This window comes from Acholeplasma laidlawii, assembly GCF_015709225.1.
Taxonomy (GTDB): Bacteria; Bacillota_I; Bacilli_A; order Acholeplasmatales; family Acholeplasmataceae; genus Acholeplasma; species Acholeplasma laidlawii_A.
Genome location: NZ_JADNRS010000040.1, coordinates 1 through 527, shown reverse-complemented (window position 1 = coordinate 527; position 527 = coordinate 1). Strand labels below are relative to the sequence as shown.

The following is a 527-nucleotide window of genomic DNA, read 5'->3' as shown; positions in this document are numbered from 1 at the left end:
CCTCTTGAATTATTCTTATTATCATCTAATTTGATGCCTAACACACCAAGTCTGTCACAAATAAGTTTTCTAACTTCTCTAGCATTTTCTCCAATACCTGCAGTAAATACTAAAGCATCTAATCCACCTAATAAAACATAGTAGGATGCGATGTAATCAACAATACGTTTAGCTTGAATATCAAGTGCTAACTGAGCACGTTTGTTTCCGCCTTCTGCTGCAGCAATAATATCTCTAGAGTCATGTGAAACCCCTGAAATACCTAGATATCCACTATTTTTATTTAACTCATTTAAAGTTTTTTCTAATGAATAACCTTCTTTTTGTTGCATTAATTGGAAGATTGATGGGTCTATATTACCACTACGTGTTCCCATTGGGAAGCCTTCAAGTGGTGTTAAACCCATGGATGTGTCAATACTCTTACCATCTCTAATTGCTGTAATGGATGCACCATTACCGATATGAGCCACAATAATTTTTGAATGCGCCTTACCTAAACGTGCATGTGCAAGTTCAGATACGTA

The 527-nt window shown here is 35.9% G+C and carries 1 pseudogene; it reads right to left on the bottom strand.

Annotated elements, in window-relative coordinates:
- Window positions 1-527: pseudogene (locus IY230_RS04070) on the bottom strand (acetate kinase); the annotation flags it as partial.